Raw genomic sequence first — 420 nt, 5'->3', positions numbered from 1 at the left:
GCGCTGCGCCAGGAAATGGCGGCGAGCGAAAGCGAGCAGCAGCGGCCGCCGCTGGTCATGGTGGTGGACGACTCGGTCACCGTGCGCAAGGTCACCACCCGCCTGCTGGAGCGCAACGGCATGAACGTGCTGACCGCGAAGGACGGCGTGGACGCCATCGCCCAGCTCCAGGAGCATCGTCCGGACATCCTCCTGCTGGACATCGAGATGCCGCGCATGGACGGTTTCGAGGTCGCCACCCTGGTGCGTCACGACGAACGCCTGGGCAACCTGCCGATCATCATGATCACCTCGCGGACCGGCGAGAAACACCGCGAGCGCGCGCTGGGCATCGGCGTCAACCAGTACCTCGGCAAGCCTTACCAGGAAACCGAGCTGCTCGAAGCCATCCAGTCCCTGGTCGGCCAGCATGAGTGAGCG

The 420-nt window shown here is 66.4% G+C and carries 1 protein-coding gene; it reads left to right on the top strand.

The genetic code is table 11. The features are described 5' to 3' along the window. Positions 1–417, top strand: a 417-nt coding sequence (locus tag HUW62_RS47895; RefSeq protein WP_176438245.1) for a response regulator, incomplete at its 5' end; no start/stop codon positions are given. Positions 418–420 lie beyond the last annotated feature (3 nt).

The sequence above is a fragment of the Myxococcus sp. AM011 genome, from assembly GCF_013372595.1.
GTDB classification, from domain to species: Bacteria; Myxococcota; Myxococcia; order Myxococcales; family Myxococcaceae; genus Myxococcus; species Myxococcus eversor.
The sequence above is the reverse complement of the archived record's forward strand: the minus strand, read 5'-3'. Positions and strand labels throughout refer to the sequence as shown.